This is a genomic window from Photorhabdus sp. RW14-46 (assembly GCF_963887965.1).
Classification (GTDB): domain Bacteria; phylum Pseudomonadota; class Gammaproteobacteria; order Enterobacterales; family Enterobacteriaceae; genus Photorhabdus; species Photorhabdus laumondii.
Genome location: NZ_CAWPHH010000003.1, coordinates 148,503 through 171,624 on the forward strand (window position 1 = coordinate 148,503; position 23,122 = coordinate 171,624).

A 23,122-nucleotide genomic window follows, 5' to 3' on the forward strand; every position below is an offset into this window, starting at 1 on the left:
GTTAATGGCAATTAGCGATTAACATTTAGATTTGAAGGTGACTTTCCGACAAACAAAAGTAATAGCTCAAAACGCGCGATCGCTGTCAATCTCATTGGCGTTACAAAGATATAAAGTATGCGTAAGATCACACTATTTTTAAATCAGGAATGAGGTGCAAAATGACGGATAGATAAAAAATCCTGATGATTAAACTGCGTGCTGTTTTTCATTCTCAATCGAGAATGCAAATAATTATGTTGCACTTACTATGCGAAATCGCCCTATCAGCTACGTAAAAATATCTATCATCGTGTGTTACGACCACAATTGTTTTACCTTTAGCCTTTAGCTCTGGAATGATTGAATCGTAAAAATCACTCCTAAAGTTAGGATCCTGCTCAGCAGCCCATTCATCTAATACAATGATCTCTTTATCTTCTAAGATAGCTAAAACAAGCGCTAACCTTTTCATTTGCCCTTGAGATAAACCAGAATAGGTAACAAAACCATTCTGGAAATTAACTTTATTATTTAATCCAAATCTTTCAAGTAAAGATCCAGCCATCTCATTCTTATCCTCTAACAAAGGATATTTATTAAATATATAATAGTCAGAAAATGTAATTGAAAATTTATTCTTATAAAAAACTTCATTTTCTTTTTCAAGAATCATATCATCTAAAAGAATTGAGCCGCTTGTAGGAGAATATAAGCGCGTTAAAAGTTTCATCAGCGTGGTTTTGCCAGAACCATTCCCTCCCACAATAAAAGTGATACAACCTTTTTTCAAAGAAAAGCTTAGTGGCCCGATACTAAATCCATCACCTGCTTCTATTTTGTTCTTTTCATTATACGAAAAAGAAACATTTCGGAAATATATGTATTCCCAATCCAATGGGGTATCCTTCGACATCCTCTTTTCAACATTATTCTGTAAGATGTTATCAAACTCTAGGTTTTTTAAAGAAACAAAAGAAGCATACCCATCCATATATAATGGATACATATGTAACAATCCATTTAAAGGCCCCATAACATAAATAATCGCAACCGTTGCCGAAATCAATTCAATTTTATCTCCACTACCATTCATAAATATCAAAATCCCCAATATAGAGAAAATCATCATTGTATTGAAATTACCCCCTATTATATAAAAAAATCTTTCCCGCAGAGAAATTTTCTTTTGCTTATTAACATTATCATGCAACTCCCGCAAAAATTTATATTTTTTCAACTCATTAATCTTTAACTCCTTTATTCATTCGGTCAAAGATATAAAATCTTTAAATAATAAATCTTCATAACCTCTACCCCTTTTAAATTCAGTTTTCGATTTATAGCTAATAAAAAGATATATTACTGCATTTATAAACAATGCAAACATCGTCCACAAAAATAAAGAAATAGATAAATAAAACAAATAACCGATAATGACAATAACTATAGAGAGGTTAGTCAAAAATATAGGCATATTTGATAAAGCACTAACTAATATTGTCACATCTCTCGTCAATGAAGAAAATATTCGATTAGCGCCCGTCAGCTCAATCTGACGTAAACTACTATTTATCACACCATCAACAATACTTTTTCGGAAACTCGCTGTAGCATCTAATGATAATTTCAATGCCATAAATTCTGAGAATATGCCTAAAAAAACAAAAATAATAAAGAGGAAATAAATATCGTCAAATAATATAAGTAGTTATTTTCTACCTTCACAGCTATCAAATTATTAATAAAAGAAATTAAATATCCCCCACCTAAACCAACCATAAAACTGACAACAAAAACAAAAAATAATCTATACCCGTCATCTTTCAAGTTGCCTCTTTGTTGGCTGCTCTCGCTCACCCCGGTCACATAGTTACCTATGCTCCCGGGGATTCACTCCCTTGCCGCCGCGATGCATCCTGAAATCCATAGGGTATATAGGGATATCTTTTCAATAAAAAAGTAAATAATTGCATACAATTTACATCCTATGCTATAAATCTCTCAAATAAAGTTCAGGGTTATTAAGGAAAGATTTTGTTATCACAACATGCTCGATATCATTATAAGCAGACTTTTCAATTCTATCAGAATTAAAATATAAGACGTCTGCTCCAGGAAAAGCCATCAATATGGGAGAATGTGTAGCAATAACAAACTGCGCTCCTAATCCCACATAATGTTTTATTAAAGATATTAATGCCAATTGACGTAAAGGAGATAAAGGAGATAAAGGTGTTTCAGGCTCATCCAAAAAGAATAAAGATTTCCTATAGAAACGTTGCTGCAATATATTTAAAAATGTCTCTCCGTGTGATTTAGCGTAAGGATCATCACCATAACTCTGAGTTAATTCCCTCAATTGCCCTCTTACCGCCCCCACTGCACGATATTTCCCATCACCTTTTATCTCTTTGAGAAATGTATTCTCCATTTCATTGAGATCTTCCTTAGTTTTAGAGATTCTTTTTATAAATCCCAGAACATCTTCGGCACGAAAAAAAATAGTTTTTAATGGTTTAGCATTTCTAACAAATCTAATTCTATTAGAAAAATCTTGAATATTAACCATAGATTCATCGTAATCAAATTCATTACTTCCAATATGTACAGCATTTAATCCTATAGCCAAAGCTTCAAGAAGTGTTGACTTACCAGAACCATTTTCTCCAACAAAAAAAGTAACCGGGGAATTAAACTCCATCTTTTTTATATTTCTTATACATTTTATATTCAATGGATATATCAAAGAATCATCTTCATTAATTTCGTTCTTATACGAAAGAGATCTTAAGAATAACATTATAACCTCAGCACATTAAAATAATAGAGAAAATTATATCACCCATAATACTTTAAAGAAATATTTTTTTGGGTAATTAATTTTGCCACCTCCACATAAGAACGCTGTAAAATATTATTATGACCTCCTTCTACAATATTTAATTCAATTAAACCGCTAACGTAGGGGCTCCACCCATATTCACGATTTCTAATAATTAAATTCTCCTCAGCCGCTATAAACAGCAAGTTTCCTTGATATATCTTTGGAATATGTTTAATCGCAGCAGAACCATTTTTAATATAAATCAATTGCTCTAAACAAAACCGCTCTTTTGTACTATTTGCTGGGGCTCTACCTTCAGCACTTAACATATCGTAAATAATATTAATTACTTCTTCAATGCCAAATTTATTTACATATCCCAAAATATTATCAATATTATCAATATTATCTCTTCCAAAATATTCAGCCACTAAACCAGCAATCAAGCTTTCATCAGATAAATACTCATTAATAGTAGAGCAAACAGTATCTATCAAACATAATAGATTTACATCTAATCCTTTTTCAGCCGCTTGAACAGCAATCTTATGCTCCCGGGGATTCGCTCCCTTGCCGTCGCGATGCATCTTGAAATCCATTGGGTATATAACATCTATGAGACATGAATGAAAATAGTGATGTTCAAATTCGTTACTAAAATAAAAAATTAGCCCAAATACCCACTCATGCCCCACACAGGAAATACAAAAGGTTGATAACGATAGACATCAATAAATTAACATACCTACACCTGCATATTCATAATCTCCTGATAAGAAGCCGTTAGCTTATTTTTTGCCTGAACGCCTATTTGCAAAGCAATACTGGATTTCTGCATCTCCACCATTACATCATTCAATTCAACACCGGGTACACCCAGTGTAAAATCCTGAGCTCGTTTTGTGGCATTCAAACGTGTTTGATTAATTTTACCCACAGCCGCCATCAGTTGACTGGCAAATCCACTCTGCAACGGTAGTGGTTTTGCGATACTGGCTGCCTGTAATGCCTGAGCTTGCATCAGTTGCAGCACGCTTTCAATTGCCTGAATTGACATAAAAACCTCGTGTTAAACCACCCTATAACCTACGCCATTCAATGCCATATTAACCCAAAGTAATATACGGCATATTTTTAGACTGCCACCCTAACATAGCCCTCTCGATCTAAAGCGGGTAATTAAAGTAAAAAGTCAGGGCTTATTGTGCCATTAAAAGATGAGTGAACAGCGAATAATGACAAAACTGAAAATAGGAAGAATTTTTTCGCTTGCGTATGGGGAGTCTGTTTTGTTACGCCACGCTTTTAGTATTCATGTTGAACAGCAAGGCAAGGATCGTCTATGAGTGCCGCAACAACCGACGTTGAAAATCAAACTAAAGGTTTCAGTGCTATCATTAACCAGATAAAAGCTGATCCTAAAGTGCCATTATTAGTTGCCGGCAGCGCAGCCGTTGCGATTGTCATTGCCCTTTTCCTGTGGTTACGCAGCCCCGATTATCGGGTGCTTTACAGTAATCTGAGCGATAAAGATGGTGGCGATATTGTCACCCAATTAACCCAATTAAATATCCCTTACCGTTTTGCCGAAAATGGCGCTGCGATCATGATCCCTGCCGAGCAGGTGCATGAGACACGGCTAAGATTGGCACAACAAGGGTTGCCCAAAGGTGGGGCTGCGGGATTCGAACTACTCGATAAAGAAAAGTTTGGCATCAGCCAATTTAGTGAGCAGGTTAACTACCAAAGAGCATTGGAAGGTGAACTGTCACGCACCATTGAATCTTTAGGGCCAGTGCAAAATGCTCGTGTTCATCTGGCACTTCCCAAACCCTCGCTGTTTGTCCGTGAACAGAAATCGCCCTCAGCTTCCGTTACGGTTGGATTACTGCAAGGTCGTACCTTGGATGAAGGCCAGATAAACGCCATCGTCCATATGGTTTCCAGCAGTGTCGCTGGCTTACCACCGGGCAATGTCACCATCGTTGATCAGACCGGACGTCTATTGACACAAGCCGATGCGACCGGACGCGATCTCAATACCAGTCAACTGAAATACATTCAGGAAGTGGAAAATCGCTTCCAGCATCGTATCGAAGCGATTCTAACCCCGGTTGTCGGTCGTGGTAACGTTCACGCACAGGTGACAGCGCAGGTGGATTTTTCACGCCGTGAAGAGACGGCAGAAGAATATAAACCTAACCAACCCCCGAATCAGGCTGCGGTTCGCTCAAAACAGTTGAGTGAAAGTGAGCAGAGTGGCGGCCCTCAGGTTGGCGGTATTCCCGGTGCGCTTTCCAATCAACCGAGCTCACCACCGAGTGCGCCGATTGATAAACCAAACACCAAAGAGAACAATAAAAACGACAAGAGCGATAAGAAAGCATCATCCGCCGGTAACAGTAATGAGCGCACGGTTAACAGTAATCGCAATAACCGCCGTGACGAAACCACAAACTATGAAGTGGATCGAACTATTCGCCATGTGCAACAGCAAGCCGGTGGTGTTGAACGCTTATCCGTCGCCGTTGTCGTCAATTATGTCACGGTAGAAGGCAAAAATGGCCCGGAAACTCAGGCCCTAACCCCTGAGCAATTGACAAAAATAGAAGCGCTGACCAGAGAAGCGATGGGCTTTTCTAAAGAGCGTGGCGACAGCTTGAATGTGGTTAATACACCATTTACTGAAAGCAAAGAAAATATCGAGGTCATTCCTGTCTGGCAGAACCCGGTTCTGTTAGAAAAAGCCTTCGATTTTGGCCGCTACCTGCTATTGATTCTGGTGGCATGGCTGCTGTGGCGCAAAATGGTGGTGCCTCAACTTGCCAAAAAACGCGCCGCAGAAAAAGCCGCCCTCGACGCACAGAAAGTTCAGAAAAGACAAGTGACTGAATCGAGTGCGGAAATGGATGAAAAAACGCGCCAGAAACTGACACGTCAACGAGTCAGTGCTGAAATTCAAAGCCAACGCATTCGTGAGCTGGCAGAAAAAGATCCTCGCGTAGTGGCGCTGGTGATCCGTCAATGGATGAGTAACGAACAATGAGCCTGAACGGAACAGAAAAAAGCGCCGTCATGTTAATGACCCTGGGAGAAGATCAAGCGGCCGAGGTGTTTAAACACCTGAACTCCAGGGAAGTCCAGCAACTCAGTATCACAATGGCAGGTATGCGCCAAATTTCTAACCAGCAACTGGTGGATGTCTTGGCAGAGTTTGAAGAAGATGCCGGCCAGTATGCGGCACTGAGTATCAATGCCAGTGACTATTTGCGTTCGGTGTTAATTAAAGCGCTAGGAGAAGAACGCGCTTCCAGTCTGCTTGAGGATATTCTCGAATCCCGTGAAACCACCACCGGTATTGAGACCCTCAACTTTATGGAACCTCAAATGGCAGCCGATATGATCCGTGAAGAGCATCCACAGATTATCGCCACCATTCTGGTTCACTTAAATCGCGGACAAGCAGCCGATATCCTTGCGCTGTTTGATGACAAATTACGCAACGACATCATGCTACGTATCGCGACTTTCGGGGGTGTACAGCCGGCGGCACTGGCTGAACTGACAGAAGTACTCAATAACCTGTTAGACGGCCAAAATCTCAAACGTAGCAAAATGGGTGGCGTTCGTACTGCGGCTGAAATTATCAACCTGATGAAAAGTCAGCAGGAAGAGAATGTTATCGAAGCCATGCGTGCCTACGATAACGAACTGGCGCAAAAAATCATCGATGAAATGTTCCTGTTCGAAAACCTTATCGATGTGGATGACCGCAGTATCCAGCGTCTGTTGCAGGAAATCACCACTGACTCCCTGCTCATTGCACTGAAAGGCTGCAACCAGCAACTACGCGATCATTTCCTCAACAATATGTCTCAACGTGCCGCAGAGATTATGCGCGATGACCTGGCAAACCGTGGTCCGGTGCGGATGTCGCAAGTGGAGAACGAACAGAAAGCGATTCTGCTTATTGTTCGCCGTCTGGCAGAAAGCGGCGAGATTATCCTAAATGGTGGCGACGATAGCTATGTCTGATAAGTTAAACCATGCTGACTGGCAACCCTGGAAACCAAACGAGCTCACACAGTGGGAAAAACTACGGGCCAAACCCGAGCCCGTTGATGACTCACAGGAAGAGTCAGAGCGTAATGAAATCCTTGAACAAGCGGCAATGCTGGATAATCTGAAAGAACAGGCACGGCAGACAGGCCATGAACAGGGATTTACCGAGGGTCAAGCGCAAGGTTATGAACAAGGTTACCAAGCTGGCTTAGAGGCTGGTCTGGAACAGGGGCGAAAAGAGGCTATTCAGCAGCAGCAACCTATCACCGAGCAGTGGCAAAATCTGCTGGCCGATTTCCAACATTCACTCGAAGGGCTTGACACGATCATTGCATCCCGCTTGATGCAACTGTCACTGACCGCCGCAAAACAGATCTTAGGTCAGCCTGCGATTTGTGATGGCACTGCTCTGCTCAATCAGATCCGTGAATTTATTCAACAAGAACCGATGTTGAGTGGTAAACCCCAATTGCGGGTTCATCCACGAGATATGCCAATGGTTGAACAACAATTAGGCAACACGCTCTCACTACACGGCTGGCGCTTACTGGCAGATAACAAACTGCATCCTGGTGGTTGCAAAATCAGTGCAGATGAAGGCGATTTAGATGCTAGTTTGGCAACCCGCTGGCATGAGTTGTGCCGGCTGGCCGCACCGGGGGAATTGTAATGACCGCAAGACTCGGGCGCTGGCTGGCGACACTGGATACTTTTGAGCAGAAACTAGCGAAAACCTCACCAGTGCGTCGTTATGGACGTCTGACCAGAGCGACCGGGCTGGTGATGGAGGCAACGGGTTTACATCTGCCTCTAGGGGCAACCTGCCTGATTGAACGACAAAATGGCAGCAATATTGAAGAAGTTGAAAGTGAAGTTGTCGGTTTTAATGGCGAAAAACTTCTCCTTATGCCACTTGAAGATCTGGAAGGGATTGTACCCGGTGCCCGGGTATACGCCCGCCCGTACAGTGAAGATTGTGGCGGTGGACGCCAATTACCGCTTGGCCCGGAACTATTAGGACGAGTTTTGGATGGTGCCGGTCGTCCACTGGATGGTTTTCCTTCGCCAGATACCAGCTATCGTGCCCCACTCACCACGCCGCCAATCAATCCTCTGCAACGTACACCAATCAGCGACGTACTGGATGTCGGTGTGCGAGCGATTAATGCCCTACTGACCGTAGGCCGTGGGCAGCGTATGGGGTTGTTTGCCGGTTCCGGGGTCGGTAAGAGTGTTCTGCTTGGCATGATGGCACGTTACACACAGGCTGATGTGATTGTCGTTGGCTTGATCGGTGAACGTGGCCGCGAAGTTAAAGATTTCATTGAAAATATCCTTGGTGCCGCTGGTTTAGCCCGCTCAGTGGTTGTCGCCGCACCCGCCGATATCTCACCGCTGTTGCGCATGCAAGGTGCCTCCTACGCCACCCGTATCGCTGAAGATTTTCGTGACCGAGGTAAACATGTATTGCTGATTATGGATTCATTGACCCGTTACAGCATGGCGCAACGTGAAATTGCCCTGGCAATTGGCGAACCTCCGGCAACCAAAGGCTACCCGCCTTCGGTTTTCGCCAAACTTCCGGCGCTCGTAGAGCGTGCAGGCAATGGGGTGAATGGCGGTGGCTCGATTACCGCGTTCTACACCGTACTCACCGAAGGTGATGATCAGCAAGACCCGATAGCCGATGCCGCGCGGGCAATTCTGGATGGTCATATCGTCCTCTCCCGTTCGCTGGCAGAATCAGGGCATTACCCGGCGATTGATATTGAAGCGTCTATCAGCCGCGCAATGACCGCACTCATTGATAAACAGCACTACCGGCGGGTACAACAGTTCAAACAACGACTCGCAAGCTATCAGCGTAACCGTGATCTGATTAATGTCGGTGCCTATGCTGCGGGCAGTGATCCGCTACTAGACAAAGCCATTGAGCTTTATCCCTACATGGCACAATTTCTACAGCAAGATATTGAAGAACGTAGTGAATATGACGCTGCCTGCATTCAATTACAACAGTTGTTACCTACATAACGTAACGATTTTCTGGGTGTTGCCATTAAAGCGAGGAATAAGATGCAGCAACAATCACCTCTCATAACCTTGCGTGACCTTGCACAAAATGCAGTGGAAAAAGCCGCTACTCACCTGGCACAAGTTCGTCAGAACTATCAGCAAATGGAGCAACAACTCGCAACGTTGATGGGCTATCAAGATGAATACCGGGAGCGCCTGAATGACACACTGAGTCATGGTATGCCATGTACCACTTGGCAAAATTATCAGCAATTCATGAAAACGCTGGAAAAAGCGATTGAACAGCACAAATTGCAGCTCAATCAATGGCAACAGCGGCTTGATACGGCTTTATCACAGTGGCGGGAAAAACAACAGCGCCTCAATGCCTTCGATACTTTGCAACAACGGGCAGATAACAACCGAAGATTACATCAGAACAGAACGGAACAGAAACAGATGGATGAATATGCCCAACGTAGCGTACAACGGAGAAATAAATAATGAATCTCACTCTTTTGCCTGCCGACCTGAAACCGACAGAAAATCAACCAACGCGCAGCAATTCACTCACTGATGCCGATCAACCTTCGGCTTTTGCTCAGTTTCTTAATCTGGAAACCGAACTGGCACAGAAAGGCGGGGTCAAACCAGGAAAAGTATCATCCAAAGAAGAAGAGATTACAGATGATACAGACCACGATTTGTCGCCACTATTATCCGTCCCAAACGAATTATCCGCTCCAAACGAACTGTCTATCGCAAATGAATTATCTACCTCAAATAAAATACCAACAGAGCCTATTACCTCCTCGCTGATTCCTCTTGATGTCAAAGCAGATACAAATAAACAACCGGTTGCTGTTGATGAGAAACTTATGTCAGCAGAAGAGCTGGCGGCAAGTTTACCCATACAATTATCCGGTTTAGCCATCAAATCAGAAAACCAGAAAAGCAGCCTCCAACCTGACGGACTCGTTAAGCATAATGATAAAAACCGTCAAATTAGCGTTAAAGAATTAGTCGTTACAGAATTATCGACTGAAGAGAATCCTCTGACAGCGATTGCAAAACAACCAAAACAGGAAGAAGAAAAAGCAGACGCCTTTTTTAAAACCAAACCTGAAAACGGACTTGGGCAAAATTCTTCGGTAAAACCCAAGATTGCTGCCGCAGCTATCCAACATGAAACTGCAACTCCGACTCATCCACGTGAATCAGCACTCACTCAAACTACCGCTCAAGCAGAGATCCAGCCCGCGCCAGCAGCCACTGAAAATCAACAAACCGGGCAAATCTCCTCTGTGGCAACCTCTCCCCTGCTTTCCGCCGGACACAATCAGACAGCCCAGTTTCAGTTATCCAGTGCCTCTACCCCCTTACTGAATGCCCAATTGGGTAGTGAAGAGTGGCAACAACAATTAAATCAACAAATCATTTTATTTAACCGCAATGGCCTGCAACAGGCAGAGCTACGCCTGCATCCACAAGAGCTAGGCGCATTGCAAATCCGCATGTCTGTTGAAGATAATCAAGCGCAATTGCATCTGGCATCGGCTCACAGCCATGTCCGGGCGGCACTGGAAGCGGCATTACCTGGACTTCGCCATGCACTGGCAGAAAGTGGTATTCAACTGACCCAAAGCAGTGTCAGCAGTGACAACGCGAGTCCGTGGCAACAAGAACAACGTGCTGGTTCACAACATTCAGACGGAACCGCAAGTCGCAATGCTGATGCCACCTCAGAAAATCACTCAGCCACTGAATCCACAGTACATTTAACACCTCATCAACTCGCGTCCGCCCGGGGAGGTGTGGATATTTTCGCCTGATAGTGGCAAGTAACTTCATAACAAACGAACGAGTTAGTCGTTTTTTCCCCGTTTGTTCCAGCTATTGCCTGCGGAAATACGCGGGATAATGATTATCGATATTGATGGATAAGTCAGCCCACCATGGAATGCGTGGACACTTATCCGCAACAAAAACAGGAATTTGTCTGTCCATGTCTGACTATAGCTACGAGCATAAACGCAAAAATCCATTTGGGATGATACTGTTAGTACTGATTGCCGTTATCGGTACCGCCATCGGGGGATACAGTTGGTGGGCACTTAAACAGGCAAAAGAGAGTGACTCTGCGGCATCTAAAGCCATAGCAGTCCCTGTCTTTATGACTCTGGAGCCTTTTACCGTCAACCTGATCGACAATGAAGATCACTTTGACCGAGTGCTTTACATTGGTGTGACTTTACGTTTAGCCGATGAAAAAACTCGCCAGCGCTTCCACGAATATCTGCCGGAAGTTCGTAGTCGTATGTTGTTGCTATTATCACGCCAAAAATCGGCCGATCTGGCTCATGACAGCGGTAAATTGCGTCTGATGGACGACATCAAGCAAACACTTCGCCCAACCTTGGTACCCGGTGAACCGGATCAGGTCATCACCGATGTGCTGTTTACCACGTTTATTCTGCGATAATCACCATGAGTGACAATATTCTTTCACAGGCAGAGATTGATGCTCTGCTCAATGGCGACAGTGCCAGTGACGACGTAGAAAATACCTCGTCCGGGGAAAATGAGATTCGCCCTTATGATCCCAATACCCAACGCCGGGTTATTCGGGAACGTCTGCAAGCACTGGAAATTATTAACGAACGCTTTGCCCGTCATTTCAGGATGGGGTTGTTTAACATGCTCCGCCGTAGTCCTGACATTACCGTCGGCGCAATAAAAATCCAGCCTTATCATGAATTCGCCCGCAATCTGGCAGTACCGACCAACCTTAATCTGGTTCATCTGAAACCGTTGAGAGGGACAGCACTGTTTGCATTCGCACCCAGTCTGGTTTACATCGCGGTAGATAACCTGTTTGGTGGAGATGGACGTTTCCCGACCAAAGTAGAGGGCCGAGAATTCACCCATACCGAGCAACGAGTGATTAACCGGATGTTACGTATGGCACTGGATTCCTATCGTGATGCCTGGAGCGCCATTTTCAAAATTGAAGTGGAATACATTCGCTCTGAAATGCAGGTGAAATTCACCAACATTACAACATCACCGAACGATATTGTGGTGACAACGCCATTTCAAGTGGAAATTGGTGCGTTGAGTGGTGAATTTAATATCTGTATTCCGTTTGCCATGATCGAACCACTACGGGAACGTCTGACCAATCCACCATTGGAAAATGCCCGGCAAGAAGACAGCCTGTGGCGAGAGAGTCTGGTAAAACAAGTTCAGCATTCAGAGCTGGAATTGGTCGCTAACTTTGCTGATATCCCGCTGAGGCTGTCAAAAATCCTGCAACTTCAGCCGGGCGATATCTTACCTATTGATAAACCCGAACGCCTGATCGTTCACGTCGATGGTGTGCCCGTGCTCACCAGCCAGTACGGAACATTAAATGGGCAATATGCCCTGCGAGTCGAACATCTTATTAACCCAGTTTTAAATGCTCTGGATGAGGAACAGCCCAATGAGTGATGCTAAGCAACCCACAGATACCGCTGCAACCGGATCTGCCGAAGATATGTGGGCAGAAGCTCTGGAACAACAGGCCGCGCAACAACAAACCTCTGACAGTAGCGCGGCAATTTTTGAATCTCTGGAGCCTCAGGATGCACTGGCTCACTTATCGGATATCGACCTGATTTTGGATATTCCGGTCAAATTATCCGTAGAATTGGGCCGGACAAAAATGACCATCAAACAGCTACTGAGATTATCTCAAGGTTCAGTTGTTTCCCTTGATGGCCTTGCCGGGGAGCCGTTGGATATTTTAATCAATGGATATCTGATTGCTCAGGGTGAAGTTGTGGTTGTATCCGATAAATACGGTATCCGTATCACCGATATCATCACCCCTTCTGAACGTATGCGTCGCCTGAGTCGTTAATATGGCTTTCCAGCCCTCGCTGCATAATGGCGCGGCAGAACCTGCCGCGCAAACCCAAACGGCGACTCAAGTCGCCACATCCGCACCACTTCCCGCAGGTCAGACACTGATGCAGGTCAGCAGTGCACTGGCGGGGGTGTTGCTATTAATTTTCACCCTCACTTGGTTAATACGCCGTATGGGGCTGTTTTCCAGCAAAGGGAAGACTCAGCAACAATTAAGTATCAAAGCCAGTTGCTCTCTGGGACAACGTGAACGTGTCGTCATTGTAGAAGTTGAAGATAACTGGCTGGTACTGGGTGTCACTGCTCAGCAAATCAATTTATTACATCAGATGCCAATACCTGAATCCAACCGTGATAACACCGAAGGACAAGCTATAAAACCGGCGCTGTTTGGTCAGATTTTAAAAAATACGCTGATGCGACAAGGCAAGGATGATGAAAAAAAGTAGTTCTCTCTTTATGACAAGGGATAAGTTTGCATTGTCATGCCGCCTGGGGATGATACTCGCTGCGCTTATTTTACCGATGGATGCCGCGGCACAGTTGCCGGGCATCATCAGTCAACCGCTGGCAAACGGTGGACAAAGCTGGTCACTACCGGTTCAAACGTTAGTTTTCATTACCGCGCTAACCTTTATTCCCGCCGCCTTACTCATGATGACCAGTTTTACCCGCATCATTATCGTGTTGGGTTTACTGCGTAATGCTTTAGGCACCCCATCGGCACCACCTAATCAGGTTCTACTTGGACTGGCGCTATTTATGACATTTTTCATTATGTCACCGGTTTTCGATAAAGTTTATCAAGATGCTTATCTGCCTTTTAGTGAAGATAAAATCAGTCTGGAAACCGCTTTAGAAAATGGTGCCAAGCCATTACGGCAATTTATGTTGCGTCAGACAAGGGAAAACGATTTAGCGCTGTTTGCTCGTCTTGCTGATCAGCCGCCGTTTGAAACCGCCGATTCCGTTCCTATGCGAGTACTGATGCCAGCATTTATTACCAGCGAACTAAAAACCGCTTTTCAGATTGGTTTTACCCTGTTTATTCCATTTTTGATTATTGACCTGGTGGTCGCCAGCGTATTGATGGCGTTGGGGATGATGATGGTCCCCCCTGCTACCATCTCACTGCCCTTCAAACTCATGCTATTTGTTCTGGTTGACGGCTGGCAATTACTACTGGGTTCTCTGGCACAAAGTTTTTACGGTTGACCTGAAAAGAGGCAAACATTATGACTCCTGAATCAGTCATGGCATTGGGAACAGAAGCCATGAAAGTCGCGCTGGCGCTGGCTGCGCCGTTGCTGTTAGCGGCTTTATTATGTGGTTTAATCGTGAGCTTGTTGCAAGCGGCAACACAGGTTAACGAAATGACACTATCATTTATTCCCAAAATTCTGGCGGTATTTGTCACTACCGTTATCGCCGGACCTTGGATGCTAAACCTATTTCTGGACTACATGCGTGAACTCTACAGCAGCATCCCTGTGATAATTGGCTAATTATGATCTCTTTTAACAGTGAAATGCTGATCCAGTTCGTCAGTGAATTTTTCTGGCCGCTGGTTCGGGTGCTTGCGCTGTTCAGTACTGCGCCATTATTCAGTGAAAAACAGGCACCTAAGAAAGTCAAAATTGGACTGGCCGTGATGGTAACACTGCTCTTGATGCCAAACCTGCAACCTGCGCAAGTGCCTATTTTCTCTGTTACCGCATTCTGGGTGATGCTCCAGCAAATCCTGATTGGGGCATCACTTGGCCTGACAATGCAAATTGCCTTTGCAGCAGTACGTTATGCCGGTGAAGTGATTGGTTTACAAATGGGGCTCTCATTCGCTACCTTTTTTGATCCCTCCGGCGGCCCGAATATGCCTATTTTAGCGCGAATCTTTAACCTCTTGACCTTACTGTTATTTTTGGCCTTTGACGGTCACCTATGGCTATTATCGGTTCTGGCAGACACATTCCAGATTCTACCGATACAACCACTGCAACTCAGTGCCCAAGGATTTTTACTGCTAGCACAAAGCGCCAGTATGATATTTATCAACGGCATGATGCTGGCTCTGCCATTAATAACACTATTATTAACACTGAATTTATCATTAGGGATTTTAAACCGGATGACACCACAACTTTCCATCTTTGTGGTCGGTTTTCCGTTAACACTGACTACCGGTATATTGGTACTCACGCTTTTAATCCCGATGTTAGCGCCATTTACCGAGCGTATGTTTAGTGAATTGTTTAATCGACTGGCGGTCATTATCAGTGGAATGGTTATTTAAAGATATTATTTAAAACAAAGTTTACCTAGAAAAAATCCGTATTTTATATGATATAAATTGTACTATTTTATGCTATAAAATCTTATCGATAAGTAAAAGAAACACAGGTTTTAATTAGCCATACTCTATGGATTTCAAGATGCATAAAGAGGCAACTTGAAAGATGACGGGTATAGGAGCAATAAATCAATGAATATAGAACAAGAGTTATATAATGCCGCAGTTAACTTAATTGAAAAACGATACCCCAAAGGATGGGGTGGCGCTGCCGCAGTACGGACAGAATCGGGAAAAATCTTAACCAGCATTGCCCCTGATACCAAAAATGACGCATTATCCCTTTGTATGGAAGTTGGTGCTTATTTGGAAGCTCATAAACTGAATGAAGCGGTAACGCACTCTATATGTCTCTGCCGTGAAGATGCCGGCTGTGAATATATCATTTTATCACCCTGTGGAATATGTCGGGAACGCCTGATTCATTGGGGAGGCTCCGTAAAAGCAGCGGTAACTAATGAGAAAAATGAACTGTTATTTAAAACCATTCGTGAATTGCAACCTTATCATTGGTCGGCCGTTAATGGAGAAAAGCTCTAATATATTCGTTATCTTTCAAGCTGCCTCTTTGTTAGCTGCACTCACTCACCCCCGGTCACATCGTTATCTATGCTCCCGGGGATTCGCTCCCTTGCCGTCGCGATCCATCTTGAAATCCGTAGGGTATATGTTACACAACAAAGTCAATATTGGTACCAGCGCCCATGTTTTTATGCACGGTACCTGTTATTTTTCATACTCTTAATATGGCAATCAGAGTGTATTGATAAAATCGTATTAATTGAACAAAATTATCGATGTCCGCCCATTGATGACTTTTTATGTAAAACAGAATCCCGCTCTGGTCATTTAAGTGATATCTTTTTACGCTGAACACATGTTTCAACAGACCATTTAACCAAGTCAATCGTCGATCCTCTATCCATTCGAAGGCATGAAGCAACCGTAATTGCCTGAGAGCAAGCAATTACAAAGCGGTCCCCTGAACTTAGATTTCTTTCAACAGCGTTGAATCGTTCAATATAATCACTGAACCGAGAAAAGATTTCGTCCTGTGGGTTCTCAATTTTTGGCGGATTAACTTCCTTTTTACAAACCAAGATTGCATCAAGATTGATAGGATCTTTTGCTGCACTTTTAGGGCTGGCAACAGACATTTCAGCTTTTACCGGGTGAGCAGCTACAATGTCAAAACCAGCTTTAGTGACAGAATCGTATATTGCCATCCAGCCGTCTATTGTCGAATGATGATAACTGAAACACAAGAGACCATCTTCTTTAAGCACTCGGTTGCATTCCTTAAAAATACTGCAAATTTTCCTTGTGAAACTTTCGTTATCCCTATCTTGAACTTCATTTTCATGTGATGAATCTTTTCTATTTAAGTATTCATATTCGCCACTAAGAGCATTAGAAAGCCAGGCATAGAAAAAGTCACTCAATTCACTATAGTGAACAAAATCAAAATACGGTGGATCAGTAATTACCGCATCAACCGATGAATTAGGGATGGGAAGTGAAGAACTGTCCGCATTCAAAATCAAAGCACCTTGAGAAGCGTTTTTGAACGTTTCCCATGATTGAGTAGGATTTACCCTTATCGGATCACTGCAAACGACTTTTTTTGAAAAACATTTTGCCCCATTGTTTTCAATGAATACTTCAAATGGTTCGTCAAGATAGGTCTTGGCCTTAATCAAACGACTTTCAAATAATGTCGAAAATGTACCGCTGCTTTTCCCCGGTGTTCCCCATATACTATTTTCTAATGGTGTTCTCTCTGGTTTCAAAATATGGTTCGAAAACATATGACGAACAGCACCAGTACCTTCTCCCTTAAAACTGCAAAACAGGTTATTAAATTCAAGTGTTCCACTGAACAGGCAAACAAAATGATCCCGAATCACCTTGTCTTTAATTTTCAATATCCGTTGAAGCAATAATCCAAGACATAACAATTGACGTTCATTAAAGAAGTCACACCAATTATTGTAATTATATCCACGTGCTTGGTTCGTGTTATATCCAGCTCTAACTTTCATAGTAGGTAATGGAAGATCGCCTTTGATCAGGGAAAAGCGTTCACGCGTTTCATTAAAAAGGTCGTAGTCATATTGGGTCGGTTTGATATAGACCTTTTCACCTGCTTCGTTAAGCGCCATAATGGCATATAATTTATGCTTGGGTGGACACTCTTTGCTAGATACCAATTCCTTGATTTTGTATTCATTACCTCTACTGTCAATAATTTTTGTTCCCCTGGCAGGTCCATTTTGGGGGTTAAAGTTATGTGAGCAGCAAGGGCATTTAATGTCAGTACTATTGTATTTCCCCACAATAATAGATTCGCATGACGGACACCATATTTGCGAATCCGGTTTCTTGCTAGCGTAGACATTTTTACTGAATACATAACTTGAAAACAACGGAATTTCTTCACCCTCTGGCGTGGCGACAACCTTCACCCAAAAATAGTAAAGTGCCGGCGTGGATTTCGACGCATCGGGAACCATTGTTGTATAGTAGGAAAGGATTTCCTCTTTTACATCCCGTTCAATGGATTTAAATTCTTTTTTCAGTTCATTTATATTCACGCTAGCCATTGCTTGTGTGACTAAGAATGTACTAACTGGGTTAACATCACATCCTATAATACTTGCTCCAAGCTTCGCCGCTTCCCCCAATGTGGTTCCCGAACCCATAAAAGGATCAAGCACAACCTTTCCGGTATATTTTTGGTATTCGTAAAAATCCTTCCATTGGCCTTCAGTAAGAGCGCCGGAAACAATAGAACGGAATACGCTTCCTAAACGCTTCGCCCACCATTTATGAATGTGGTAGATAGGACGGTTAATTTCCTTTCTATAACTTTCGATTTCCGCAATTGGATCAATCTGCTCGAAAGGAAAATCATTTTCAATTATATACTTCATATTATTTTGTTAACACTGGCATAGAAACAGACGTACGTATTTTTGCTATACGTGCTTTGCAGTCAGCAAAAATATCTTCAATCAGAACAGGCTCAACAGATTGATCAGGCTTTCCATTATCAATGATATTGTACAAAAAATTGTTTTCGTAAATATCGTACCTTGATACTTCTTCTGTAGCCAAGTGCGATATCTGAAGATTTTCACAATCAAATTTTTTCGCTACAAAAACTTTTCTTGTATAAAAACACTTTAATTTGTAGTTCAGTGGATTAGGGTACGTATACATTGCCCGATGGCGAACAGAACCTTCACCGTACGGACCGTGGTTATACTCGGTTTGGTTTGTAACTTTAGCTTTCTTATAAAGATTAAAATCATAGTTAATGAAATCACCGTGCATCAAAATGAAAGTTACAATACTGCTACTGTCATTGCTCAATAATGCGTACATGTAATAACAAGGAATCTCGACCATTGCATTGCCCATCTTTATCAAAGCAGTTCCGCACGGCAAGCAACTATTGTAATCCATAGTAAGACCACGTGAATCAGCGCCATTCGGCTTCTGAATTAACTTTTTAACTTCAAGCCCAACAATGATACCCGTTCGCTTGTCACGAATAATAATATCAGGGGTAGTCAGCTTACCTGAACGAACAACTTCCAATTCAGGAAATGCTTGTTGGAGTTTTTGTTCAATCAAGCAATCAAAGGGATCGTCTTGAACTGTACCAACCAAAGAAGGCGCACGCAGGTCAACAGGTATAACACCATTATCATTAATCTGACCATAAAAGTTATCGTAAACGGCTTTCATTATTTGATGTTCATTATGGTACATGCACAATCCTTAAGATTATTTTCTAATATTGGTTATTGTTTTCAACCACTTCCATGCAATAGTAACCAGAAACGCTGCCCGCTTTAGGCGTTATACCGTAACAATTTTTAAAAACAAGATCAAAAGGGAAATCAAATAACACGGGAACCAGGACCAAACTTGGCAAACATGGTTAATTATGAAGCAATTCGCCGAACTTCTGCAATAGCAACTCTTTATCCTGCATATGTCCCGGCTCATAGATATTATACCCTATGGATTTCGAGATACATCGCGACGGCAAGGAAGCGAATCCCCAGGAGCATAGCGAACTATGTAATCAGTGTGAGAGAGTGCAGCCAACAAAGAGGCAGCTTGAAAGATAACGGGTATATCATTTTACCGTCCTTCTGGCAGTATTCTACCCATTTAAGTACTACACTGTACTTACTTTGTAACACATTACGATGGAATCATTAGCTATGAGCGAAACTACTTTTACCTTTAGGGTTGATGATGCCCTGAAAAATGACTTTACCGCAGCAGCGAAATCACTCGATCGCAAAGGCGCACAGCTACTACGTGACTTCATGCGCGATTTCGTGCGTCAGCAACAAGAAGCGAGCGTCCATGATGCTTGGCTCCGCAGGCAAATAGAAATAGGCCAAGCTTCTGCCGATGCCGGCAATCTAGTGCCAGCCGACCAAGTTGAAGCTAAATTTTTAGCCCGCCGCAAAGCCACACTTCGCCGTTTTGAGGCCAAGTAATGCAATTATTTTGGACGCCAGAAGCCATTCAAGACCGTGAGGAAATATATACCTTATGGATTTCAAGATGCATCGCGACGGCAAGGGAGCGAATCCCCGGGAGCATAGCAAACTATATAACCGGGGTGAGTGAGTGCAGTCAACAAAGAGGCAACTTGAAAGATGACGGGTATAAACAACAATCTTTTATTTAAGGGGTAACCCCCTTTAATTTAATTAGGAATAAAATCAATATAAAAAAACAAATAGAAACTAATCTTCATTTCTATAATCACATTTAAAACAGAGAAAGAATTTTATTAAAAAATAAATTCCAATCATCATAAAATTTATATCTGATTTCATCATAAAAAATTGAACTCTACTGGACGCAACCTTATTTTCCCTCTTAAAATATAAGACTTTCCCTTGACGACATAAGAATAAACACTTATATTTTGAGTATCCAAAGCGGATATGCTCTTTTAAAATAGGGAAAGAAATGGTTAAAGTCATTTGGTCTAAAGCTGCAATCAAACAGCTAACGAGGATCGATACTCGATATCAGAAGACGATAAAACAAAAGGTGAGTTCGCTAACAGATTTTCCCCTTGTTGGTCTGGATATCAGAAAATTATCAGAATTCGATAACAGATATAGGCTCAGAGTTGGCGATTATCGGGTTTTGTTTGAATTACTGGATGGAGAACCTAATATCCTAGAAATTCAGGAAATTAGGCGACGCCAGACAAAAACCTATTAACAAATAGGTGAATTTTCCATTTAACCATTTACCTCTAAGGGCTACGTAACTACGTAAACATACGGAGCAAAAGAATATGGCTAGTATTCAATTTATTACAGACGAGCATGGCAAAAAACAAGCCGTTATTTTGCCAATGGACGAGTACGAAAGACTGTTGGCAGCTGCGGATCATGATGAAAATTATCAAATTATTCCCTATACAACGGGACCAAATGACGATGAAACTATTCCTCATGAAGTCGTTTCTATCATGGTAGACGATGAAGTTTCACTACAAGCCGCTTGGCGCATTTATCGTGGACTATCACAAGCTGAGGTAGCGGAAAAACTGGGTATAAAACAAGCTGCCGTTTCTCAGTTTGAGAAATCAGATCGCCCACGCAAAGCAACGATTGAAAAATTAGCGGATTTATATGATTGCCGAATAAGTCAACTAGTGCTCGACTGATTAAAGTTAGTAAAAAGTTACCAATACGACCAGGGTGAGATCTCACCCTGCTGTTTTCCCACCAATGAAATTGCTGCCGGTATACCACCCGCTTCATCAACCACTCAAATATCCCCTATCGGTTCAATCTGGTTATAATGAAAAACCCATTTCCCGACTTTTAACACTAATTTTGTGAATATAAAGGGCCGGGGTTTTACAATCACAAACGGCACTTTTCATGTTAATCGAAAGCATAGTCTTTCCTTACCTCCCAATATTAACTACCGGAAACAATTAATACTGAGTTATTTAAGAAAGGACATAGTTATCTAGAAATAACCACTTTTCCATTGATTAAAGAAAAATAGGGACTGAATGTGAATCCATCTTCGCTATCATTTTTATTTTCAAATAATAAGGGCGAATTATTACTATGCTCACGCTGGAATCGGAATAAACGCCCGCCCAGATAACGCACCAACTTATATTTACTCCAATCAATCGGCACTGCCTGATAACCGTTATCAAAATCTCGTTTAAAGTCATAAGAATCAAAATAACTTTGTTCCGTACAATTATTGGCCTGCGCATGTTCATATAACATTATTTTGGTAGCATGTTGCAAAGCAACCAAATCTTTATTTTTCATGATCTGCCAGACATCTTCATAGGCTTTTTTAACCAGTTCAGTGCTTTCCGCTGTCTCCGGTAGAGGGGTAGCCGTCGTCCAAGCCCAGGCAGGGAGATCATTTAATGTCACTGTCCGCTGCGCATAATAAAATCCCCTATCTTTAAGATTTTTCTCCGCGATTTTGCTGTACTGAGTGGTATCAATATTAAAATTAACGGACTTCATGCTGGTTGGTTCCAACGTACCATTTTTATCTGCCACACTGGCGATAATATTAGTCACTTCATCAGACTCATAAGGAGTTACCCTTACCAATCTAACCTTGCACTCAGTACCTTTTTCTTGATAAACATACCCCTCTTTTGCATTTCTGAACGGCGCTATTTCAATATAAATAGTATTCTTACCATTTTGCAATAATGGTGCAACATTGTAACCCGTTGATATGGTTCCAGTCCTTGAACCCAGATTGCTTAAAGTATAAATCCCATTGACTCTGAGAACACAATAAGCACGGTTCGTTTCTAAATAAGTGATATATTTAACTTTATCCATTGTATTTTCTCCATAAGCTGATAATGAAAACAATGCCATAAAAAGTAGAAAAGATTTCTTCATTGCAATAACCTCAGTTTGTATATTGATTTATATTTTAGTTATATTTCCTTACTCCCCAGTATTAACTGCAAAAAACAGTTAATACTGAGTTAGTTAAAATAAACCATAGTTATCTCGAAATAACCACTTTTCCATTGATTAGAGAAAATAAAGGATTATATATAAATCCATTTTCACTATTATTTTTATCCTCAATTAACAATGGTGACTTTATACTATCATTAAGCTCAAATCGAAATAATCTTCCTTTCATATAGCGCACTAATTTATATTTATTCCAATTTATCGGTACTGCTTGATAGCCTTTATCAAAGTAATGTTTAAAATCCAATGAGTCAAAATGGATTTGCTCAGTACTATCATTTGCCTGAGATTCCTCATATAACGTTAATTGATAAGCTTCCTTTAATGCCATCAAATCCTGATTTTTCAACATTTGCCAAATATCTTCATAGGCTTTTTTAACCAACTCAGTACTTGCCGCAGTCTCTGGTAAAGGAGTTGCTGTTGTCCAAGCCCAGATAGGCAAATCATCTAATGTGACTGTTCGTTCTGCATAATAAAAACCTCTATCCTTAAGATTATTTTCCGTAATTTTACTATACTGCACAGTATCAGTATTAAAACTAATGGATTTCATACTATTAGGCTCTGCTATGCCATTTTTTTCTGCCACGCCAGCAATAATATTCGTGATTTCATCCGACTGGTAAGGAGTCATCCTCACCAAGCGAACTTTACACTCTGCATTTTTATCTTTATAAATATATCCCTCTTCAGCATTACTAAATGGAGCCATTTCAATACGAATAGTATTTTTACCATTCTGCAATAATGGCGCAACATTATATCCTGTCGAAATGGTGCCAGTCATTGAATTCAGATTACTTAAAGTATAAATATCATTTACCTTAAGGACACAACGTGCCCGATTAGTTTCTAAATAAGTGATATATTTAACTTTATCCATAGTGTTTTTCCCATAAGCTGATAATGAAAATAGGACCATAAAAAATAAAAAAACTTTTCTCATTG

29 protein-coding genes are annotated in these 23,122 nt (G+C 42.0%); 19 read left to right on the plus strand and 10 right to left on the minus strand.

Annotated features, from left to right (window positions below; all coding sequences use genetic code 11):
- Nucleotides 1-214: 214 nt before the first annotated feature.
- The 6 genes from AACQ38_RS04085 to fliE form a co-directional block, all read right to left on the minus strand.
- Nucleotides 215-1,219 carry an ATP-binding cassette domain-containing protein gene (locus tag AACQ38_RS04085; RefSeq protein ID WP_165577474.1) on the minus strand — a complete coding sequence of 335 codons (1,005 nt, stop codon included), beginning with the start codon at nt 1,217-1,219 and terminating at the stop codon, nt 215-217.
- 24 nt (nt 1,220-1,243) lie between these two features.
- Nucleotides 1,244-1,618, minus strand: coding sequence for an ABC transporter transmembrane domain-containing protein (locus AACQ38_RS04090; RefSeq protein ID WP_165577545.1), 375 nt, complete (start codon nt 1,616-1,618; stop codon nt 1,244-1,246).
- Nucleotides 1,619-1,635: 17 nt separating this feature from the next.
- Nucleotides 1,636-1,848, minus strand: coding sequence for a hypothetical protein (locus AACQ38_RS04095; protein WP_165577475.1), 213 nt, complete (start codon nt 1,846-1,848; stop codon nt 1,636-1,638).
- A gap of 124 nt (nt 1,849-1,972) precedes the next feature.
- Nucleotides 1,973-2,782: an AAA family ATPase gene (locus tag AACQ38_RS04100; RefSeq protein WP_165577476.1), complete on the minus strand. Its 810-nt coding sequence runs from the start codon at nt 2,780-2,782 to the stop codon at nt 1,973-1,975.
- A gap of 38 nt (nt 2,783-2,820) precedes the next feature.
- Nucleotides 2,821-3,393, minus strand: a complete 573-nt coding sequence (locus tag AACQ38_RS04105; protein WP_165577477.1) for a thioesterase domain-containing protein — start codon at nt 3,391-3,393, stop codon at nt 2,821-2,823.
- Nucleotides 3,394-3,551: 158 nt separating this feature from the next.
- Nucleotides 3,552-3,863 carry a flagellar hook-basal body complex protein FliE gene (gene fliE / locus AACQ38_RS04110; RefSeq protein WP_011146211.1) on the minus strand — a complete coding sequence of 104 codons (312 nt, stop codon included), beginning with the start codon at nt 3,861-3,863 and terminating at the stop codon, nt 3,552-3,554.
- A 285-nt stretch (nt 3,864-4,148) separates the two neighbouring features.
- On the opposite strand from fliE, the gene fliF reads away from it, so the two are divergent.
- From fliF to AACQ38_RS04180, 14 genes are all read left to right on the plus strand, one after another.
- Nucleotides 4,149-5,852 (plus strand): flagellar basal-body MS-ring/collar protein FliF, encoded by a 1,704-nt coding sequence (fliF, locus tag AACQ38_RS04115; protein ID WP_113024300.1) that lies wholly within the window; start codon nt 4,149-4,151, stop codon nt 5,850-5,852.
- Nucleotides 5,849-6,841 (plus strand): flagellar motor switch protein FliG, encoded by a 993-nt coding sequence (gene fliG, locus AACQ38_RS04120; RefSeq protein ID WP_011146209.1) that lies wholly within the window; start codon nt 5,849-5,851, stop codon nt 6,839-6,841. The genes fliF and fliG overlap by 4 nt, the downstream gene beginning before the upstream one ends.
- Entirely contained in the window at nt 6,834-7,538 is a 705-nt protein-coding gene (gene fliH, locus AACQ38_RS04125; RefSeq protein ID WP_011146208.1) for a flagellar assembly protein FliH, read from the plus strand. The genes fliG and fliH overlap by 8 nt, the downstream gene beginning before the upstream one ends.
- Nucleotides 7,538-8,902 carry a flagellar protein export ATPase FliI gene (gene fliI / locus AACQ38_RS04130; RefSeq protein WP_011146207.1) on the plus strand — a complete coding sequence of 455 codons (1,365 nt, stop codon included), beginning with the start codon at nt 7,538-7,540 and terminating at the stop codon, nt 8,900-8,902. The genes fliH and fliI overlap by 1 nt, the downstream gene beginning before the upstream one ends.
- 42 nt (nt 8,903-8,944) lie before the next feature.
- Nucleotides 8,945-9,388, plus strand: a complete 444-nt coding sequence (fliJ, locus tag AACQ38_RS04135; protein WP_165577478.1) for a flagellar export protein FliJ — start codon at nt 8,945-8,947, stop codon at nt 9,386-9,388.
- Nucleotides 9,388-10,716: a flagellar hook-length control protein FliK gene (locus tag AACQ38_RS04140; protein ID WP_165577479.1), complete on the plus strand. Its 1,329-nt coding sequence runs from the start codon at nt 9,388-9,390 to the stop codon at nt 10,714-10,716. Before fliJ ends, AACQ38_RS04140 begins: the two co-directional genes overlap by 1 nt.
- 173 nt (nt 10,717-10,889) lie before the next feature.
- Entirely contained in the window at nt 10,890-11,366 is a 477-nt protein-coding gene (gene fliL / locus AACQ38_RS04145) for a flagellar basal body-associated protein FliL (protein ID WP_011146204.1), read from the plus strand.
- 5 nt (nt 11,367-11,371) lie between these two features.
- A complete protein-coding gene (fliM, locus tag AACQ38_RS04150; RefSeq protein WP_011146203.1) occupies nt 11,372-12,376 on the plus strand; it encodes a flagellar motor switch protein FliM in 1,005 nt (334 codons plus the stop codon).
- Nucleotides 12,369-12,788: a flagellar motor switch protein FliN gene (gene fliN, locus AACQ38_RS04155; RefSeq protein WP_011146202.1), complete on the plus strand. Its 420-nt coding sequence runs from the start codon at nt 12,369-12,371 to the stop codon at nt 12,786-12,788. Before fliM ends, fliN begins: the two co-directional genes overlap by 8 nt.
- A gap of 1 nt (nt 12,789) precedes the next feature.
- Nucleotides 12,790-13,242: a flagellar biosynthetic protein FliO gene (gene fliO, locus AACQ38_RS04160; protein WP_041380047.1), complete on the plus strand. Its 453-nt coding sequence runs from the start codon at nt 12,790-12,792 to the stop codon at nt 13,240-13,242.
- Nucleotides 13,243-13,291: 49 nt separating this feature from the next.
- On the plus strand, nt 13,292-14,008 hold the full coding sequence (fliP, locus tag AACQ38_RS04165) for a flagellar type III secretion system pore protein FliP (RefSeq protein ID WP_109791968.1): 717 nt from the start codon (nt 13,292-13,294) through the stop codon (nt 14,006-14,008).
- A 20-nt stretch (nt 14,009-14,028) separates the two neighbouring features.
- Nucleotides 14,029-14,298 carry a flagellar biosynthesis protein FliQ gene (gene fliQ / locus AACQ38_RS04170; protein WP_011146199.1) on the plus strand — a complete coding sequence of 90 codons (270 nt, stop codon included), beginning with the start codon at nt 14,029-14,031 and terminating at the stop codon, nt 14,296-14,298.
- Between the two features lie 2 nt (nt 14,299-14,300).
- Nucleotides 14,301-15,083, plus strand: coding sequence for a flagellar biosynthetic protein FliR (gene fliR, locus AACQ38_RS04175; RefSeq protein ID WP_011146198.1), 783 nt, complete (start codon nt 14,301-14,303; stop codon nt 15,081-15,083).
- 189 nt (nt 15,084-15,272) lie between these two features.
- The gene (locus AACQ38_RS04180; RefSeq protein WP_165577480.1) at nt 15,273-15,680 is read left to right on the plus strand and encodes a cytidine deaminase; all 408 of its coding nucleotides are present in this window, start codon (nt 15,273-15,275) and stop codon (nt 15,678-15,680) included.
- A gap of 305 nt (nt 15,681-15,985) precedes the next feature.
- Here AACQ38_RS04180 and AACQ38_RS04185 read toward each other — a convergent pair whose 3' ends face one another.
- Together AACQ38_RS04185 and AACQ38_RS04190 are read right to left on the minus strand one after the other, a co-directional pair.
- On the minus strand, nt 15,986-18,073 hold the full coding sequence (locus AACQ38_RS04185) for a DNA methyltransferase (RefSeq protein WP_011146197.1): 2,088 nt from the start codon (nt 18,071-18,073) through the stop codon (nt 15,986-15,988).
- Between the two features lies 1 nt (nt 18,074).
- On the minus strand, nt 18,075-18,917 hold the full coding sequence (locus AACQ38_RS04190; RefSeq protein ID WP_165577481.1) for a hypothetical protein: 843 nt from the start codon (nt 18,915-18,917) through the stop codon (nt 18,075-18,077).
- A gap of 159 nt (nt 18,918-19,076) precedes the next feature.
- Between AACQ38_RS04190 and AACQ38_RS04195 the strand changes: the two genes are divergently transcribed.
- From AACQ38_RS04195 to AACQ38_RS04215, 5 genes are all read left to right on the plus strand, one after another.
- Nucleotides 19,077-19,376 (plus strand): hypothetical protein, encoded by a 300-nt coding sequence (locus tag AACQ38_RS04195; RefSeq protein ID WP_162129035.1) that lies wholly within the window; start codon nt 19,077-19,079, stop codon nt 19,374-19,376.
- Nucleotides 19,377-19,378: 2 nt separating this feature from the next.
- Nucleotides 19,379-19,663, plus strand: coding sequence for a CopG family ribbon-helix-helix protein (locus AACQ38_RS04200; protein WP_011146195.1), 285 nt, complete (start codon nt 19,379-19,381; stop codon nt 19,661-19,663).
- Nucleotides 19,663-19,857 (plus strand): hypothetical protein, encoded by a 195-nt coding sequence (locus tag AACQ38_RS04205; protein ID WP_041380046.1) that lies wholly within the window; start codon nt 19,663-19,665, stop codon nt 19,855-19,857. The genes AACQ38_RS04200 and AACQ38_RS04205 overlap by 1 nt, the downstream gene beginning before the upstream one ends.
- Before the next feature lie 287 nt (nt 19,858-20,144).
- Nucleotides 20,145-20,405, plus strand: coding sequence for a type II toxin-antitoxin system RelE family toxin (locus AACQ38_RS04210; protein ID WP_165577482.1), 261 nt, complete (start codon nt 20,145-20,147; stop codon nt 20,403-20,405).
- A gap of 76 nt (nt 20,406-20,481) precedes the next feature.
- Complete coding sequence (locus AACQ38_RS04215; RefSeq protein WP_011146193.1) at nt 20,482-20,856, plus strand: helix-turn-helix domain-containing protein; 375 nt, start codon at nt 20,482-20,484, stop codon at nt 20,854-20,856.
- Between the two features lie 307 nt (nt 20,857-21,163).
- On the opposite strand, the gene AACQ38_RS04220 is transcribed toward AACQ38_RS04215, so the two are convergent.
- Together AACQ38_RS04220 and AACQ38_RS04225 are read right to left on the minus strand one after the other, a co-directional pair.
- A complete protein-coding gene (locus AACQ38_RS04220; protein ID WP_165577483.1) occupies nt 21,164-22,087 on the minus strand; it encodes a hypothetical protein in 924 nt (307 codons plus the stop codon).
- A gap of 109 nt (nt 22,088-22,196) precedes the next feature.
- Nucleotides 22,197-23,057, minus strand: a complete 861-nt coding sequence (locus AACQ38_RS04225; RefSeq protein ID WP_242685516.1) for a hypothetical protein — start codon at nt 23,055-23,057, stop codon at nt 22,197-22,199.
- Nucleotides 23,058-23,122 lie beyond the last annotated feature (65 nt).

Bases quoted from the DNA above. Each gene is read 5' to 3' on its own strand.
- AACQ38_RS04140 (WP_165577479.1), top strand. From the start codon at position 9,388: ATGAATCTCACTCTTTTGCCTGCCGACCTGAAACCGACAGAAAATCAA.
- fliN (WP_011146202.1), top strand. From the start codon at position 12,369: ATGAGTGATGCTAAGCAACCCACAGATACCGCTGCAACCGGATCTGCC.
- fliH (WP_011146208.1), top strand. From the start codon at position 6,834: ATGTCTGATAAGTTAAACCATGCTGACTGGCAACCCTGGAAACCAAAC.
- AACQ38_RS04220 (WP_165577483.1), bottom strand. From the start codon at position 22,087: ATGAAGAAATCTTTTCTACTTTTTATGGCATTGTTTTCATTATCAGCT.
- fliJ (WP_165577478.1), top strand. From the start codon at position 8,945: ATGCAGCAACAATCACCTCTCATAACCTTGCGTGACCTTGCACAAAAT.
- fliF (WP_113024300.1), top strand. From the start codon at position 4,149: ATGAGTGCCGCAACAACCGACGTTGAAAATCAAACTAAAGGTTTCAGT.
- AACQ38_RS04200 (WP_011146195.1), top strand. From the start codon at position 19,379: ATGAGCGAAACTACTTTTACCTTTAGGGTTGATGATGCCCTGAAAAAT.
- fliR (WP_011146198.1), top strand. From the start codon at position 14,301: ATGATCTCTTTTAACAGTGAAATGCTGATCCAGTTCGTCAGTGAATTT.
- AACQ38_RS04190 (WP_165577481.1), bottom strand. From the start codon at position 18,917: ATGTACCATAATGAACATCAAATAATGAAAGCCGTTTACGATAACTTT.
- fliP (WP_109791968.1), top strand. From the start codon at position 13,292: ATGATACTCGCTGCGCTTATTTTACCGATGGATGCCGCGGCACAGTTG.
- AACQ38_RS04090 (WP_165577545.1), bottom strand. From the start codon at position 1,618: ATGGCATTGAAATTATCATTAGATGCTACAGCGAGTTTCCGAAAAAGT.
- AACQ38_RS04215 (WP_011146193.1), top strand. From the start codon at position 20,482: ATGGCTAGTATTCAATTTATTACAGACGAGCATGGCAAAAAACAAGCC.
- fliM (WP_011146203.1), top strand. From the start codon at position 11,372: ATGAGTGACAATATTCTTTCACAGGCAGAGATTGATGCTCTGCTCAAT.
- AACQ38_RS04210 (WP_165577482.1), top strand. From the start codon at position 20,145: ATGGTTAAAGTCATTTGGTCTAAAGCTGCAATCAAACAGCTAACGAGG.
- fliI (WP_011146207.1), top strand. From the start codon at position 7,538: ATGACCGCAAGACTCGGGCGCTGGCTGGCGACACTGGATACTTTTGAG.
- AACQ38_RS04225 (WP_242685516.1), bottom strand. From the start codon at position 23,057: ATGGATAAAGTTAAATATATCACTTATTTAGAAACTAATCGGGCACGT.
- AACQ38_RS04100 (WP_165577476.1), bottom strand. From the start codon at position 2,782: ATGTTATTCTTAAGATCTCTTTCGTATAAGAACGAAATTAATGAAGAT.
- AACQ38_RS04180 (WP_165577480.1), top strand. From the start codon at position 15,273: ATGAATATAGAACAAGAGTTATATAATGCCGCAGTTAACTTAATTGAA.
- fliO (WP_041380047.1), top strand. From the start codon at position 12,790: ATGGCTTTCCAGCCCTCGCTGCATAATGGCGCGGCAGAACCTGCCGCG.
- fliQ (WP_011146199.1), top strand. From the start codon at position 14,029: ATGACTCCTGAATCAGTCATGGCATTGGGAACAGAAGCCATGAAAGTC.
- AACQ38_RS04185 (WP_011146197.1), bottom strand. From the start codon at position 18,073: ATGAAGTATATAATTGAAAATGATTTTCCTTTCGAGCAGATTGATCCA.
- fliL (WP_011146204.1), top strand. From the start codon at position 10,890: ATGTCTGACTATAGCTACGAGCATAAACGCAAAAATCCATTTGGGATG.
- fliE (WP_011146211.1), bottom strand. From the start codon at position 3,863: ATGTCAATTCAGGCAATTGAAAGCGTGCTGCAACTGATGCAAGCTCAG.
- AACQ38_RS04105 (WP_165577477.1), bottom strand. From the start codon at position 3,393: ATGCATCGCGACGGCAAGGGAGCGAATCCCCGGGAGCATAAGATTGCT.
- AACQ38_RS04205 (WP_041380046.1), top strand. From the start codon at position 19,663: ATGCAATTATTTTGGACGCCAGAAGCCATTCAAGACCGTGAGGAAATA.
- fliG (WP_011146209.1), top strand. From the start codon at position 5,849: ATGAGCCTGAACGGAACAGAAAAAAGCGCCGTCATGTTAATGACCCTG.